This is a genomic window from Paenibacillus sp. A3 (assembly GCF_001399685.1).
GTDB lineage: Bacteria > Bacillota > Bacilli > Paenibacillales > NBRC-103111 > Paenibacillus_G.
Window position 1 is genome coordinate 1 of record NZ_JTHN01000003.1, and the last position, 15,174, is coordinate 15,174.

The 15,174-nt window shown below is 61.4% G+C and carries 1 protein-coding gene; it reads right to left on the reverse strand.

Features of this window, described 5'->3' with window-relative positions; genetic code table 11:
* On the reverse strand, nucleotides 1-15,174 hold a 15,174-nt coding region (locus tag QJ48_RS00015; protein WP_157261445.1), incomplete at both ends, for a non-ribosomal peptide synthetase.

The window sequence follows — 15,174 nt, forward strand, 5'->3', positions numbered from 1 at the left end:
ATCGTTCCGCCCGGCAGCCAGCGGGCCAAATCCCCCGTCTTGTACATCCGTCCGCCAATCTCGTACGGATTCGGCACGAACTTCTCCGCCGTCAGCTCCGGCCTCCGGTTGTAGCCGCGCGCTACGCCCGCTCCGCTGATGTGCAGCTCGCCCGCTACGCCGATCGGCACCAGCCGCTGCTCCGCGTCGAGAATCCACACCTTCTGGTTCGGCAGCGGCCGCCCGATCGGCACCGTATCCGCCAGTTCGGCTATACGCTGCGGCTCCACCTCGCAGATCGTCGAGTCGACCGTGCACTCCGTCGGCCCATACACGTTCGTGAGCTTCACCTGCTCGCCGAACGTCGACCAGAACGACTTCACGACTTTCGTCGTCAGCGCCTCGCCGCCGATTACATAATGCTTCGCGCCCGCTGCGCCGCCGCTAGCCGCAGCCGCTTGCACCAAGATAGCCAAATACGTCGGCGTCGCATCCGTGATGTCGATGTTATGTTCACGGAAAAACTTCAGCAGCTTGTCCCCGTCCATCCGCGTCTCTTCCGGCACGATGTGCAGCGTCAACCCCAGCAGCAGCGCTCCGTAGATCGGCTTCACCGACATGTCGAACACGTACGGCGCCAGCTGCGCCATGTTCCGGTATTCCGGATGGGCCGCATAGATCGGCTCGAACAGACTCAGCGTAAAGTTCACCACGCTCCGCTGCTCGATCATGACCCCTTTCGGCTGGCCTGTCGTCCCCGACGTATAGATCAGGTACGCCAGATTGTCCGCCGTGGACACCGGCTCCAGGTTCGCGCCGTCCTCCGCCGGGCCTTCGTACAGCCCCGCTTCGTCCAAGCACAGCACCTCGCCTTGGAACTCCGCCGCTTTAGCCTGCTGCCAGCTCTGCGTCAGCAGCAGCTTCGCTCCGCTGTCCTCCAGCACGAATCGAATCCGGTCCTCCGGATGCTGCGGGTCGATCGGCACATATGCGCCGCCCGCTTTCACCACCGCCAGCATGCCGACGATCATCTCCAGCGACCGCTCCATCAGCATCGCCACCGGCTGATCCGCCGTGACGCCATGCGCCCGCAGCACGCGAGCCACGCGGTTCGCCCGCTCGTTCAGCTCGCCGTAGGTCAACTCTTTGCCTTCAAAGACGACCGCCACCCGCTCCCGCGAGCGCTCGACCTGCTCCTCGAAGACTGCATACAGCGTCTTGTTTTGCGGATAACGGTCATCCGCCATATCGTTAAACTCCGACTGAAGCTGATTCGCTTCCTCCGGCGTGATCATCTCCAGCTCCGCCAGCTTCGCCTGCGGGCTGTCTGCAATGGCTCCCAGCAGGCGGACGAAATGGCCCGCCATCCGTTCGACCGTTTCGCGCTTGTACAGCGCTCCGGCGTAACGGAGGCTGAACTGCAGCTCGTCATCCGCCTCGGCAGCGTTGAGCGTCAAGTCGAACTTCACCGCATCGTGACCGCTCGGGTAAGGCTTGAACGTCAAGCCTTCGATGCCCAGCTCGCCTTCTTCCGTATTTTGCAGCACGAACATCGTGTCGAACAGCGGACTGCGGCTCATGTCCCGCTTCACATGCAGCTTTTCCACCAGTTCCTCGAACGGATAATCCTGGTGCTCGTACGCTTTGAGCGCATGCTCCTTGATTTCCTGCAGATACCCCAGGAACGTCTTCTCGCCGGCCGGATAGCTGCGCAATGCCAGCGTATTGACGAACATCCCGATCACCGGCTCCAGGTCCGCATGCGGACGGCCTGCAATCGGCGTGCCCACCACGACGTCTTCCTGCCCGCTATATTTGTGCAGCAGCGTCATGTAAGCCGCCAGCAGCACCATATACAGAGTCGAGCCGGTTTGCGCCGCCAGCTGCCGGAGCTTCTCGCTTCCGGCCTGGCCAAGAGTGAACGTCACCGTGTCGCCCTCGAAGCTGCGCACCGCCGGTCTCGGGTAATCCGTCGGCATATCCAGCACCGGAAGTTCTCCGCGGAACACGTCCAGCCAGTATGTTTCCTGCCGCTTCATCCACTCGCCGTGCACGTCCGCCTGCTGCCACGCCGCATAATCCTTGTACTGAATCCGCAGCGGCGGCAGCTCCTCGCCTCCGTACAGCCGCACGAACTCGTCGGTCAGCACGCCCATCGACACGCCGTCAGAGATGATGTGATGCATGTCCAGCATCAGCAGATGACGGTCCGCTCCCAGCTCGATCAAGCCTACGCGCAGCAACGGCGCCTGCTCCAGATCGAACGGCCTCACGAAGCGGCGGATATGCGCTTCCGCTTCCTTCTCATCCGCCTGCGTAATCTCCAGGCGGAACGGCACGTCTTCGACGGCAACTACCTGCTGCACCGGCTCGCCGTCGATCAGCCTAAAGCCCGTACGCAGCGTTTCGTGGCGCGCAATCAGCCCCCGGAACGCTTCTTCGACACGCTCGCGGTCGAGCGCCCCTTCCACCGTCAGAACCGACGGCATATTGTAGCTGAGCGCCTCGCCTTCGAGTTGGTTCAGCACGTACAGCCGCTTCTGCGCCGAAGACGCCGGGTAGTACTCGCTCTCGGCCGTCACCGGGATGGATGCATACGCCACCTGCTCCATCTCTTCGATCACCCGCGCTAATTGCTCGACCGTCGGATATTCGAAGATGCTGCGCAGCGGCAGCTGCTTGTTCAGCTCTTTGTGGATCTTGGAAGCCAGCGTCGTGGCCCGGAGCGAGTGTCCGCCGATGTCGAAGAAGTTTTCCTTCACCCCGACGTGCGGAACGCCCAGTACCTCCTGCCAAATCTGCACCAGCTTCGCTTCCACCCACGTCCGCGGCGCGACATAGTCTACGCCCGTCTGCACGCTTCCTTCCGGCGCTGGCAGCGCCTTGCGGTTGATTTTTCCATTCGGCGACAGCGGCATGGACGGCAGTTGTACGAAATAGGTCGGCACCATGTAATTCGGCAGTTCCTGCGACAGCGCGCTTCTCAGCTCGCTTACCGCTACCTCACGGTCCGCTACGAAGTACGCGCAGAGCAGCTTCTGGCCCGTTCCGTCTTCCCGCGCAACCACGACCGCTTCCTGCACGGCCTCCGCGCTCAAAACATGCGCTTCCACCTCGCCCAGCTCGATCCGGTAGCCGCGGATTTTGACTTGATGGTCGATCCGGCCCAAATATTCGATGTTGCCGTCCGGCATCCACCGTGCCAGATCTCCGGTCCGGTACATCCGTTCGCCCGGCACGAACGGGTTCGGCACAAACTTCTCGGCGGTCAACTCCGGCCGGTTCAAGTAGCCCCGCGCCACGTTGACGCCGGCGATGCACAGCTCCCCGGCCACGCCGATCGGCTGCAGTCGGCTCGTTCCTTCCTCCACGATATACAACCGGGTGTTGTGAATCGGTTTTCCGATCGGCACCATCGGGTACTCGCCGTCCGGCTCGCAGTCGAAGTACGAAACGTCGACCGTCGCTTCCGTCGGACCGTACAGGTTGATCAGTCTCGCCCCGCGGATCGAAGCGACCGCTTGCTGGAAGCGGGCTACGTGCTGCGCCGGCAGCGCCTCGCCGCTCGCAAACACTTGATGCAGCGTCCCCAGCTTCTCGCGAAGCCGTTCGGCCGGCTGTTCCTCGGCGTATTCCAGGAAGGCGTGCAGCATGGCTGGCACGAAGTGCATTGTGGTAACGCCATAGCGGCCGATCGTCTCCAGGAGGCGATCCGGGCTCTTTTCGCCGCCGACGGACAGCAGGCACATTTTCGAGCCGACCAGCGACCACCAGAACAGCTCCCATACCGACACGTCGAACGTAAACGTCGTTTTCTGCAAAATGGTATCCGCTTCGCCGATCGGATATTTTTCGTGCATCCACAAAATCCGGTTGAGGACCGAATGATGCTCGATCATGACCCCTTTCGGCTTGCCGGTCGAGCCCGACGTGTAGATGACGTAGGCCAAATGAGTCGGTCCGGCGGCCGGCTCCAGGTTCGTACCGTTCGCGTCATAAACCGCCGCATCGTCCAGCTCCAACGTTTTGCCGCCGAACGCAACGCGATTCCGCAAACGGCTCAGTGTCAGCAGCAGCTGCGCTCCCGAATCGTCCAGCATGTAACGGATGCGCTCCTCCGGATACTCCGGATCGATCGGCACATACGCGCCTCCGGCTTTCAAAATACCGTAGATGCCCACGATCATCTCCAGCGAGCGCTCGATCAGGATGCCTACGGGCTGATCCGGCTGTACCCCTTCGGCCCGCAGCGTACGCGCCAGCCGGTTCGCCCGCTCGTTCAGCTCGCGGTATGTCAGCTGCTTGTCCTCGAACACCACGGCTACCCGGTCCGGCGTCCGTTTCGCCTGCTCCTCAAACAGCGCATGAAGCGTCTTGTCTTTCGGATAATCGGCGTCCGTATTGCCCCAGACGTGTAAAATCTGCGCTTGTTCTTCGGCTGTCGCCAGCTCCAGCTCGCTCACCGGAAGGTTCGGATCGGCAACCGCCTGCTCCATGATGCGGACCAAATGTCCGCGCATCCGGTCGATCGTCGCCTGATCGTACACCCGCGCATTGTAGCGGAATACGACTTGGATCGATTCCTCCGGCATAACAATCAGGTCCAGATCGTAGTTCGTTTGCTCCGCGATTTCGACGTTCGCGATTTCAAAGGCCGCCCGTCCGCCGGCTCCGAGCTGTTCCACCTGCTGCTCCACCGGGAAGTTTTCGAACACCATAATATGGTTGATCAGGTCCTGCTTCTGCTCGGCCAGCGCCTGAATCTCGTAGAGCGGGAACGTATCGTAACCGCCCGAGCGGAGCGCTTTCTCCTGCGTTCTTCTCATCGCTTCCGCGAAGGTCGTTTCCGCTTCGGTTTGAATGCGAACCGGAATCGTGTTGATGAACAGCCCGATCATGCTTTCCACGCCCGCAATATCTGCCGGACGTCCCGATACGACGCTGCCGAACACGACGTCGCGGTTGTTGTTGTACTTCTGCAAAAGCACGCCCCAAGCGGTCTGCATCAGCGTATTGATCGTCACCTGGTGCTGCTTCGCAACCCGGTTCATCCGCTCGCTCAGCGCTTGGCCGAGCTCGCAGGTCAGTTGCTCCGGCACATAGCCTTCCGTCTGCCCCTGCTCCGAACCGACTTTCGGCAGCAGTGTCTGCTGCTCGTATCCGGCCAAATAATCTTTCCAATACGCTGCCGCTTCTCCCGCGTCCTGCCGCTCCAGCCATTCGATGTAGCGGCCGAACGGAGTAACCTCGGCAAACTCGGGCTGGCGCTGCTCCGCCAGCGCGTCGTAAGCGCCGAACACCTCGCTCGTCATCAGCGACAAGCACCAGCCGTCCATTACGATATGATGGAAGCTCCAGATAAACCGGTAGGCCGTTTCGCCGGTGCGCAAAATGGATACGCGCATCAAGGCGTCCTGCGCAAGATCGAAGCCCCGGGCTTTGTCCCGGATTGTGAACTCGGCGATATACGTCTCCCGCTCGGCTTCTCCCATGCCGCGCAGGTCTTCCACGCAAACTTCGCTGCCCTTATGGCGGTAAACGATTTGCAGCGGTTCTTCCTTCCAGCCGGTGTAGAAGTTCGTGCGCAGCGCTTCGTGCCGCGCGGTGAGCAAATCCAAGCTCCGGATGAACAGACCGGCGTCAAAATTTCCGAGCAAGTCGAAGGCGGCTTGCTGGAAGTACGCTCCCGAGTCCGGCTCCATCAGGCTGTGGAACAGCATGCCCTTTTGCATCGGCGTCAGCGCGTACACGTTCTCGATTTCGCCGACATGGCGGGTTTGTTCCGCAATCGCGTCCAGCTCTTCCACGGTCAGCCCTTTGAACAGCAGGTCGCTTGGCGTCAGCTCCGGCCGTTCTTGCGCCGCGCAATGCGCGAGCACTTCCCGCAGGCTTGCCTTCAGCAATCCGGCAAGCTTCTCCATCGTCTCCTTCCGGAACAACCGACCGTCGTACCGGAGATCCAGCGAAAGCGCACCGCCGGAAATCATGCCGCTGACATTCAGCGCATGCTTGATCATGGTGCTGCCGCTCACCGATTCGCCGCCAGTATACGGCGAAATCCGTATCGCGCTGTGCTGCGCGTCCTGATCGAATTGTCCCAAATAGTTGAAGCTGATTTCCGGCTCGACTTCGAAGCTGTCGCCCTCCCGGCGCTCGGACAAATAGCGCGCGATGCCGTAGCCGATTCCCTTGTTCGGAATGCGGCGCAGCCCTTCCTTCACCTGTTTGATCGACTGCGAAACGTCCCAATCCGCTACCGCCTCAAGCACGACCGGGTACTGGCTCGTAAACCAGCCGACGGTGCGCGTAATGTCGAGGTCCGGCAAGATCGCTTCCCGGCCGTGCCCTTCCAGATTGACGAGCACCCGCTCCATGCCGGTCCAGGCATGAACCGCCATGCCGAGCGCCGTCAGCAGCAGATCGTTCACTTCCGTGTTGTACGCGCGGTTCGCCTGCTTCAGCAGCTGCTCCGTTTCCTCGGCCGTCCATTGCGCCGTGACGGTTTCGCTGTCCCGGAATGCCATCGCCGTCTGCCCGCTGGTGGCGTTATCTTTCGGCAGCGGAAGCTGTTCCGTTTGCGCGACTTCCCGCCAGTACGCCCGTTCGCGGTCCATGGCCGGACCGTTCGCATAGTGCGCCAACTGCTCCGCCCACGTCCGGAAAGAATCCGTCTTGTGCGGGAGGCGGATCGCCTCTCCTTTGACGGCTTGCTCATAGCCCGTCGCCAAATCCTCGAACAATATGCGCCATGATACCCCGTCCACCGCCAAATGGTGAATGGCGATCAGCAGATGGTCCCCGTCGTCGCAGCGGAACAGCCCCAGCTTCATGAGCGGTCCTTCACTCAGGTCGATACCGCTTTGGATTTCGCTCGCTTTCGCTTCGAGCGCTTCCGCGAAGTCCGTTTGTCCCCGGAAGTCGACGACGTCCAAGCTATACAGCTCGCCCTCGCCGACGCCACGGTTTATCAGGGTAAACTGCGCGCTGCGGTTCTCGCGTACGACGATCCGCAGGGCATCGTGATGCTCCGCGAGCTTCGTCACCACCTGACGAAGTGCCGCTTCGTCAAAGCCCTGCTCATGGTGAAGCATGACGGCCTGGTTAAAATGATGCGGCTCGGCAAAACGCTGCTCGAAGAACCAATGCAGAATCGGCGTCGGCTTCACTTCTCCGCGGACATCCCCTTGATCCGCCATCCGGCCGGCCAGCTGCACATGGCCGCCAAGCTCGGCGACGGTCGGGTGCGCGAACAAGTTTTTCATTTCCAGTTTGTAGCCGGATTGCAGCAAGCGGGAAGCTACCTGAATCGCCTTGATCGAGTCGCCTCCGAGATCGAAGAAATTGTCCAAAATCCCGATCTGCTCCGTCCCCAGCACAGCCTGCCATACCGAGACCAGCGTCTGCTCCATTGCTGTGCGCGGCGCCGCATAGGCCGCTCCGCCCCGCAGGCTTTCCTCCGGCGCGGGCAGCGCCTTGCGGTCGATTTTGCCGTTCGGCGTCAGCGGCATTTGCTCCAGCTGCACGAAGTATGACGGTACCATGTAGTTCGGCAGCTCCGCCGCCAGCGCGCTTCTCAGCTCGCTCACCGCCACTTCCCGGTCTGCCACAAAGTACGCGCAGAGCTGATTTTGCCCGGAGGCATCCTCACGTGCGATGACGATCGTTTCTTGGACGGCGGATGCGGCCTTCAAAATCTGCGCCTCCACCTCGCCCAGCTCGATCCGGTAGCCGCGGATTTTCACCTGATGGTCGATCCGGCCCAAATATTCAATTTTGCCGTCCGGCATCCACCGCGCCAGGTCCCCGGTCCGATACATCCGCTCGCCTTCCGCGAACCGGCTTATCACGAACTTCTCCGCCGTCAGCTCCGGACGGTCCAGGTAGCCCCGGGCAAGGCCCGCTCCCGCGACGCACAGCTCCCCAGCCACGCCGACCGGCAGCAAATGACCGTGCGGGTCCGCCATGTAGACGCGGTGGTTCGGAACCGGACGACCGATCGAAATGATCCGGTCCGCCATCGGGTCCGTCGAAACCGGCCAGATGGACGTGGCTACGGAGTTCTCCGTCGGGCCGTATCCGTTGAAGTACATCACCCGCTCCTTCCACTTCTGGATCAGCTCCGCAGAGGAAGCGGAGCCGGCCGTGAACAGAATGCGCAGGCTCGGCATGCGGTCCGGGTCCAAATAAACCGCGTAGGTCGGCGGCAGCGCCGCGACGGTGATGCCATGTACGGCCATATAATCTTCAAACAGCCGGTAGTTCTGGATGGTCTCCGACGTCGGAATATACAGCGTCGCCCCGCAGAACAATGCCTGGAAAAACTCCCAGCAAGCGGCGTCGAACGAGTAGCTTGCGAACTGGAGAATTTTATCCTGCAGCCCGATGTGCAGCGTATGGTCATAGTACGTTTTCAGGTTGCACAAGCCGTGATGCTCGACCATAACCCCTTTCGGCTTGCCTGTCGTTCCCGACGTATAAATGACATAGGCCAAATCGTCCGGTCCCGAAACCGGCGTCAAGTTTGAGCCGTCTGCGCTGTACGCCTCCTCAGCATCCAGTTCCACGACGGTCCCCCCGAACGCGACGCGCTCCCGAAGCCCGCTTTGCAGAAGCAGCAGCTGCGCTCCCGAATCGTCAAGCATGTAGCGGATGCGCTCCTCCGGATATTCCGGATCGATCGGCACATACGCGCCCCCGGCTTTCAGGATACCGACGATGCCGACGATCAGGTCCAGCGAGCGTTCAGTCATCAGCCCGACGAGACGGTCCTTCGTTACGCCGTGGTCCTGCAGCGTGCGTGCCAGCCGGTTCGCCCGCTCGTTCAGCTCGCGGTATGTCACCCGCTCGCCTTCGAAGTAAACGGCGGTGTGATCCGGCGTACGCTCCGCCTGCGCTTCAATCAAGCCGTGAATCGTCTGCTCCCGCGGATAGTCCACCGCCGTCGCGTTGAACACTTCGATGATCTGCGCTTTTTCCTGCGGTGTGACCACTTCCAGCTCGCTGACGCGGATTTGCGGATTGGCCGCAATTTGCTCCAGCACATAGACAAGATGTCCGTACATCCGCTCGATATCGGCGCGATCGAACGCCTGCGCATTGTATCCGTAGAAAATATGGATCGATTCGCCCGGCAGGACGACAAGGTTCAAGTCGTAGTTCGTCTGTTCGACCGATTCGATGCCCTTGATCGTAAAGCTTGCCCCGTCCTCACCCAGTTGCTCGAGCTGCTCCTCCATCGGGTAGTTCTCGAAAATCATGATGTGGCTGATCAAATCCTGCTTTTGCTCGGTCAGCGCCTGAATCTCATAGAGCGGATACGTATCGTATGCATGGGAAGCGATCGACTGCTCCTGATTCCACGCCATCACTTCCGTGAAGGTGGCGTCGGCCTCGCAGCGGATGCGCACCGGAACCGTATTGATGAACAGCCCGACCATGTTTTCGACGTTCGGAATGTCCTCCGGCCGCCCGGATACGACATTGCCGAATACGACGTCCTGGCTGCCGTTGTATTTTTGGAGCAGGAGGCCCCAGACGGTCTGCATCAGCGTGCTGATCGTGACCTGATGCTGCTGGGCGATCCGGTTGATCCGCCCGGTCAGCTCCCGGCCCAGATCGAATTCCAGGTCCGCGGACGCGTAGCCCGTTTTTTCCTGCGTACTGCCCTTCGGCAGCGTCGTCTGCTCCTCGTATCCGGCCAAATACCCGCTCCAGTAGCGGGACGCCTCAGCCTGATCTTGCCGCTCCAGCCATGCGATATATTCGCTGTAAGGCGGTACGGGGAGCAGCTCGGGCTCCCGGTTCGCGCTGAGCGCAAAGTAGATGCGGAACACTTCGCTCGTGACGAGAGACCAGCACCAGCCATCCATCAAAATATGATGGAAGCTCCAAACAAAGCGGTACGTCTCCTCGCCGGTACGCAGAATCGCCACACGCATCAGCGAATCGTTGGCAAGATCGAAGCCCCGGGCCTTATCGTCCCGCGTGAAGGCTTCGACAGCCGCTGTGCGTTCCGCTTCCTCCATATCGCGCAGGTCGCGAACGAGGAACTCGCTGCCCCGGTTCCGGTAGACGACCTGCAGCGGCTCGTCCTTCCAGCCGGTGTAGAAATTCGTGCGCAGCACCCCGTGCCTTTGCACCAGCAGCTCCAGACTCTTGCCGAACACGGCGACATCGAAGCGGCCATGCAGATCGAACGACGCCTGCTCGAAATAGACTCCCGACTCCGCATCCATCAGGCTGTGGAACAGCATCCCCTTCTGCATCGGCGAGAGGGCATAAATATTCTCCAGCTCGCCATGCGCTTGGGTTTGCTCGGCCAACCGCTCCAGCTCCTCCAAGGTCAGCCCCTTGAACAGAACGTCGCTCGGCGTCAGCTCCGGCCGCTCCTTCGCTACGCAGTGCGCGATGATCTCCCGCAGGCTGGACTGCAGCAGCCCGCCCAGCCGCTCCACCGTTTCCCGGCGGTATTGGGTCGTGCCGTACAAGATCGTTAAAACAAGCTCGCCCTCCGACACCATCCCGTTCATATCCAACGCAAAATCCAAGGCGGCATTTTCACTAATCGGCAAGCCGCCGGAATAAGCCGAAGACTCCAGGTCGTTGTCTTTATAATCCTGGTCGAACTGGCCGAGATAGTTGAAGCTGATTTCCGGCTCTACGGCAAACTTCACGCCCTCTTGCGGCGCCGACAAATACCGCAGAATGCCGTACCCGATCCCTTTGTTCGGAATGTGGCGCAGCCCTTCCTTCACTCGCTTGATCCGCTGTCCTACGGCCTCGTCCTGCCCCAGCTCCAGCACGACCGGGAATTGGCTCGTAAACCAGCCCACGGTCCGCGAAACGTCCACTTCCGGGATAATCTCTTCCCGTCCGTGTCCCTCCAGGTTGATCGGCACCCGATCCAGTCCGGACCATTCGCGCACCGCCATACCTAGCGCCGTCAGCAGCAGGTCGTTCATTTCCGTGCGGTATGCCCGGTGCGCCTGCTTGAGCAACTGCTCCGTTTCCTCCGCCGTCCAGCGTACCGTTACGACGTCGCTCTCTTTCAGCAGCGGTCTGACCTCCGCGTTATCCTTCGGCAGACGGACATAGTCGCTTTGCTCGATTTGCTGCCAGTAAGCCCATTCGCGTTCCATGGCCGGGCTGCTCGCATAGCGCGACAACTGCTCCGCCCAGGTCCGGAACGAATCCGTTTTGTACGGCAGACGGATCGCTTCTCCGCGAAGCGCCTGCTCGTACCCTGTTGCAATATCCTCGAACAAAATGCGCCACGATACCCCGTCGACCACCAGATGGTGGATCGCGATCAGCAGATGGTCGCCGTCCGCGCAGCGGAACAGTCCGAGCTTCATGAGCGGTCCGTGTTCAAGGTCGATGCCGCCTTGAATTTCCGTCGCTTTCGCTTCGACCGCGGCTGCGCAGTCCGTCATGGCGCTAAAGTCCAGCACTTCCAAGCTGAACAGCTCGCCTTCGTTTACGCCGCGATTCCATGCCGCATAGCCGCTGCCGCTTTCCTGCAAACGGAATACCATGCGCAGCGCGTCGTGATGCTCGGCGATCTTCTTCATCGTCACGCGCAGCGCCGCTTCGTCGAACCGTTCCTTGCGGTACAGCATGACCGACTGGTTGCTATGGTGCGCATCGGCCGGCTGCTGCCCGAAAAACCACCGCTGAATCGGCGTCAGCTCTACGTCTCCCGTTACGGCTTCCTGGCTCGCCAGCTTGCCCGACGTTTGAAGATGCGGACTTAGCGCCGCCACCGTCGGATACTGGAACAAATCCTTCATCACCAGCTTGTAGCCGGCTTGCAGCAAGCGCGAGGCGACCTGCAGCGCTTTGATCGAATCGCCGCCCAGCTCGAAGAAGTTGTCGAGAATGCCGACCTTCTCCACGCCCAGCACGGCCTGCCAGACCGCCGCCAGCGTCTGCTCTGCCGCCGTCCGCGGCGCTGCGTACGCCGCTCCGGCACGCACCGCGCCTTCCGGCTCCGGCAGCGCTTTGCGGTCCACTTTGCCGTTTGGCGTCAGCGGCAACCGCTCCAGCTTCATCATCCGCGACGGAACCATATGCGATGGCAGGCTTTGCTCCAGATACGCCTGCAGCTCCTCTACGCTCAGCGTGTCGTCCCCTGCCGTGTAGCCCGCCAAATACTTTTGTCCCCGCTCGTCCGTCCGGTCGATCACCACCGCCTGCCGCACGCCCGCGAAGCGCAGCATCGCCGTTTCGATCTCGCCCAGCTCGATCCGATATCCGCGGATTTTCACCTGATGGTCGATCCGCCCGATGAAGTCCACGTTCCCGTCTTCCATCCACCGCGCCAGGTCGCCCGTCCGATACAATCGTTCGCCCGGCACGAACGGGTTCGGCACAAATTTCTCCGCCGTCAGCTCCGGACGGTTCAAGTAGCCTCGCGCTACCCCGGCTCCGCCGATGCACAGCTCGCCCAGCACGCCCACCGGCACCGGATGCAGTTGCGCGTCCACGATGTAAAACCGCGCATTCAACCACGCCTGCCCGATCGGCACGCTGCCCGTCTCCGGCAGATTCGACAGCGGCTCATCGTAGTAGCTCGAATCGATCGCCGCTTCCGTTACCCCGTACGCGTTGATGATCCGCATGGACGAGCCGAACCGCTCCTGCAGCACCCGGTAATCCGTCACGCTGCAGCTGTCCGAGCTCGTAATCAACAGCTCCATCGAGCCGATGTCCAGACCATGATCCGCGATATGCTGCATGAACGGCACGATCAGCGCCGGCGTCGATTCGAACACCGTAATTTCATAATCCCGTATCCAGCCGTGCAAGCGAGTCGGGTCGATCCGGTCCTCTTTCGGGCAGATGACCATCGTGCCGCCGTTGTACAGCGTCCGCGCGATATCTCCGACGAACACGTCGAACGAGAAGCTCGCCAATTGCAGCAGCCGCACCGGGAACTGGTCCAGACGATAATCCCGGCGATAAGCCGCCGCCGTATTGACCAGGCTGCGGTGCTCGATCATGACGCCTTTCGGCTGGCCCGTCGTTCCCGACGTGTAGATCACGTAGGCGAGGTCGCCCGGCTCGTTCATATTCGGCACGTTCGACGTGTCCTCGACGTACGCCGACTCGTCGTCCAGGCACAGCACCGTCTCCAGCGCATGCCCTTCGGCCAGCCACGCCTGCGCGCGGTCCTGCAGATGCGTCTGCGTCAGCAGCACGGCCGCTCCGCTGTCCCGCAGCATGAAGCCGATCCGCTCGGACGGATAGTCCGGGTCCAGCGGCACGTACGCGCCGCCCGCTTTCCAGACGGCCAGCACGGCGACGAGCAGGTCCGTCGAACGGTCGGCCAGAATGCCGACGATCGACTCGCGACCGATCCCGCGCGCTTGCAGCGTCCGGGCCAGCCGGTTCGCTCGCTCGTTCAGCTCGCGGTATGTCAGCTGCGCCCCTGCATAGACGACCGCCGTCTGCTCCGGCACATGCGCGGCCTGCGCCTCGAAGCACGCGTGGAACGTTTGCTCCGGCGCATAGCCTTCCTCTACGCCCACGCTGCCGAAGCCGTCCACCAGTAGCGCCCGCTCTTCCGGCGTGAGCAGCTCCAGTTCCTGCACCTGCACGGTCGGATTTCCGGTTACCTGCTCCAGCACGCGCACAAGATGGCCCCGCATCCGCTCCAGCGTCGAACGGTCAAACGCCAGCGCGTTGTATTCGAAGTGGATGCCCATGTCTTCGCCCGGCATCACAGTTATGTTGAACGCATAGTTCGTTTGCTCGGACATCGCGACGCCCGCAATCGCGAAGCTGTCCGCGCTATCGCCTCCCATTTGCTCCATTTCCTGCTCGACCGGGAAGTTTTCGAACACGATGATATGGTTAACCAGATCTTGCTTTTGCTCGGTCAAAGCTTGAATCTCATAGAGCGGATACGTCTCGTAAGCGCGGGAAGCCAGCGCCTGCTCCTGCGTGCTCCGCAGCAAATCGGCAAACGTCGTTTCCGCTTCGCAGCGAATCCGCACCGGGATCGTGTTGATGAACAGCCCGATCATCCGGTCGACGCCCGGAATGTCGTCCGGACGGCCCGACACGACGCTGCCGAACACGACGTCTCCGTTGTTGTTGTATTTTTGCAGTACAACGCCCCAAGCCGCCTGCAGCAGCGTATTCATCGTCACCTGGTGCCGCTTCGCCGTCTGGCGCATCTGCTCCGTCAGACGCTTGCCGAGCTGGAACGTCAGCTCCTCGGCCGCATAACCTTCCGCCTTAAGCTCCTGCGGCAGCAGCGTCTGATGCTCGAAGCCGGCCAAATAGCCGCCCCAATAGCTGGCCGCTTCCTGGCTGTCCTGCCGCTCCAGCCATTCGAGATAGCGGCTGTACGGGACAACCGGAGCAAGCTCGGGCTCACGCCGCTCCAGCAGCGCGAAATACGTGCCGAACACTTCGCTTGCCACCAGCGCGAGGCACCAGCCGTCCATCACGATATGATGGAAGCTCCAGACGAAGCGGTACGCCGCATCGCCCGTTTGCAGCACGGATACGCGCATCAGCGGGTCCGCGCTCAGGTCGAAGCCCCGGGCTTTATCCGCCTCAAGGAAAGCCGTGACATACGCCTGCCGCTCCGCTTCCTCCATCCCGCGCAGATTTTCATAATGGAAGCCGATCCTTTTCGTCCGGTAAACGACCTGCAGAGGCCGTTCATGCCAGCCATTGTAGAAATTCGTGCGGAAAATGTCGTGTCTTTCCGCGAGCCGCTCCAGACTTTGCTCGAACACCGTCAAGTTGAAGCTTCCCGTCAGGTCGAACGTGGCTTGCTGGAAGTACGCTCCCGAATCCGGCTCCATCAGGCTGTGGAACAGCATGCCGTTCTGCATCGGGGTGAGCGCGTACACGTTTTCCAACTCCCCGGCGCTCTGGGTCTGCTCCGCAATCGCGTCCAGTTGCTCCACCGTCAGTCCTTTGAACAGGACGTCGCTTGGCGTCAGCTCCGTGCGCTCCATCGCCGTGCAATGCGCGATCACTTCCTGCAAATTCGCCTTCAGCAGCCCGGCCAGCTGCTCCATCGTCTCTTTGCGGTACGCTTTTCCGTTGTAGCGGATATCCAAAACAAGCGCGCCGTCCGTAACAATCCCGCCGAAATCCAGCGCATATTTCATTACCGTGCGTTCGCTGACGGCAGAGCCGATCGAGTACGCGGACATCGCGACGTCGCCGCTTTGC